Genomic DNA, 1,964 nt, shown 5'->3' with positions numbered 1-1,964 from the left:
CGGTCGCGCTCGACGAGTCCGACGCCGAGAAGCTGGCTCCCGAAGGCGGCTACCGGCTCGTGACGCTGCCGACGGAACGACGGGCCGACCGGGAGTTCGCCTCGCTTTTGCGCCGCGCGGACGAGACGATGGCGACGGTCACGGTCGGGGCCGGGAGCGCGCTCGTCGGCACCACCGTCGGCGAGGCGGGAACGGTCGTGGCCGCGGTGCGACCCGAGGGCGGTGCCGTCCAGCCGATCCCGAAGCGGTCGTACGCGTTCGCCGCAGGCGACTTAGTGTACCTCGTCGGGCGGCCGGACGCGCTTCGTCGCCTGGAGGCGGAGGCCGAACCCCGCGAGGACGGGTCGACCGACGGCGGGGAAGACGGCGGCGATACGGAGTCAGATGAGGACGCCGACTCGGGGTCAGGCGACGACGCGGAGGCTGACGAGGATGGCACGGAGTCGGACGCGCCCGTCGACTCCGACGCGCCCGCCGACTCCGACGCGCCCACCGAGTCGGCCGATTCCGAGGATCGGACGCAACGCTCTTGAGGCGTCCGTCCGGGGTTCACGTATGGAGTGGAAGCTGTTCGCGGACCTCGCGGAGATCGCCGGCGGTCGCACGGTCGCGGTCGAGACCGAACCCGGCGACACCGTGGGTGACGCCCTCGACGACCTGCTCGACGCGCGCCCCGCCCTCCGCGAGCGGGTGCTCGACGACGACGGCGCGGTCGCGGACCACATCAACGTCCTCCACAACGGCCGGAGCGTCCGCCACGACGGCGACGGGCTGGCGACGCCCCTCGAGGCGGGCGACGAACTGGCGGTCTTCCCGCCGGTGAGCGGCGGCTGAGCCGCCGGACGGATCGGTCGTTTCAAACGGTCGCCCGACGCAGTCCGGGACATGAGCGACGGCGAGGACGAAACGGACGAACCGGGCGACGACGCACCGGCCCAGGCGATGACGCGACCGAGCCGGGCGACGACGCCCACGACGGTCCCCCCCCGCGAGGAGTTCGCGGCGGATCCCGTGGGGCACGCCCGCGCGACCGGCGGCATGACCGTCGGCGAGCTCGTCGAGACGTACGGCGACGCCGGGATCGGCGCGGCCGCGGTCAACGAGGCCGGCGACGTGCTCGCGGAGATGTTCGGGAACGACGACTGCACCGTCTTCTGCTCGCTCGCGGGCGCGATGGTGCCGGCGGGGATGCGCCGGGTCGTCTCGGAGCTGATCCGCGACGGGTACGTCGACGCGCTGGTGACCACGGGCGCGAACCTGACCCACGACGCCATCGAGGCGATCGGCGGGAAACACCACCACGGACGGACCCACGCTCCCGAGAAGAGCCCCCGCGAGCACGACGAGGGGCTCCGCGACGAGGGCGTCGACCGCATCTACAACGTCTACCTCCCGCAGGAGCACTTCGCCGCCTTCGAGGGCCACCTGCGCGAGGAGGTGTTCCCGGCGCTGGAGGAGGAGGGTCCCGTCTCAATCGCCGATCTCACGCGCGAGCTCGGCCGCGCGAACGCCGCGGTGAACGAGCGCGACGACGTCGCCGAGGACCCCGGCGTCGCCGCCGCGGCCTACGAGTGTGACGTGCCGGTCTACTGTCCCGCGGTGCAGGACTCCGTGCTCGGCCTGCAGGCGTGGATGTACGCCCAGACGGCCGAGTTCGCCCTCGACGCGCTCGCCGACATGACCGAGCTGACCGACCTGGCGTTCGACGCCGACGACGCCGGCTGCCTGCTCGTCGGCGGCGGCGTCCCGAAGAACTTCACGCTCCAGACGATGCTCGTCACCCCGCGCGCGTACGACTACGCCGTCCAGATCACGATGGACCCGGAGGCGACGGGCGGGCTCTCCGGGGCCACCCTGGAGGAGGCGCGGTCGTGGGGGAAACTCGAGAAAGACGCGCGCAACGCCTCCGTCTACGGCGACGCGACCGTGATGCTCCCGCTGCTCGTCGCGGCCGCCCGCGAGCG

3 protein-coding genes are annotated in these 1,964 nt (G+C 72.9%); all 3 read left to right on the top strand.

The window, feature by feature from the left end; all coding sequences use genetic code 11:
* Positions 1 to 533 (top strand): cation:proton antiporter regulatory subunit (locus tag GJ633_RS16225; RefSeq protein ID WP_303646535.1); only part of this gene is annotated, 533 nt, incomplete at its 5' end.
* 22 nt (positions 534 to 555) lie between these two features.
* Entirely contained in the window at positions 556 to 834 is a 279-nt protein-coding gene (locus GJ633_RS16220; protein WP_156589596.1) for a ubiquitin-like small modifier protein 1, read from the top strand.
* Positions 835 to 942: 108 nt separating this feature from the next.
* A partial coding sequence (locus tag GJ633_RS16215) for a deoxyhypusine synthase (protein ID WP_394351174.1) occupies positions 943 to 1,964 on the top strand: 1,022 nt, incomplete at its 3' end.

The sequence above is a fragment of the Halorubrum sp. CBA1125 genome (assembly GCF_009742825.1).
GTDB lineage: Archaea > Halobacteriota > Halobacteria > Halobacteriales > Haloferacaceae > Halorubrum.
This window is presented reverse-complemented; position numbering and strand designations above follow the sequence as displayed.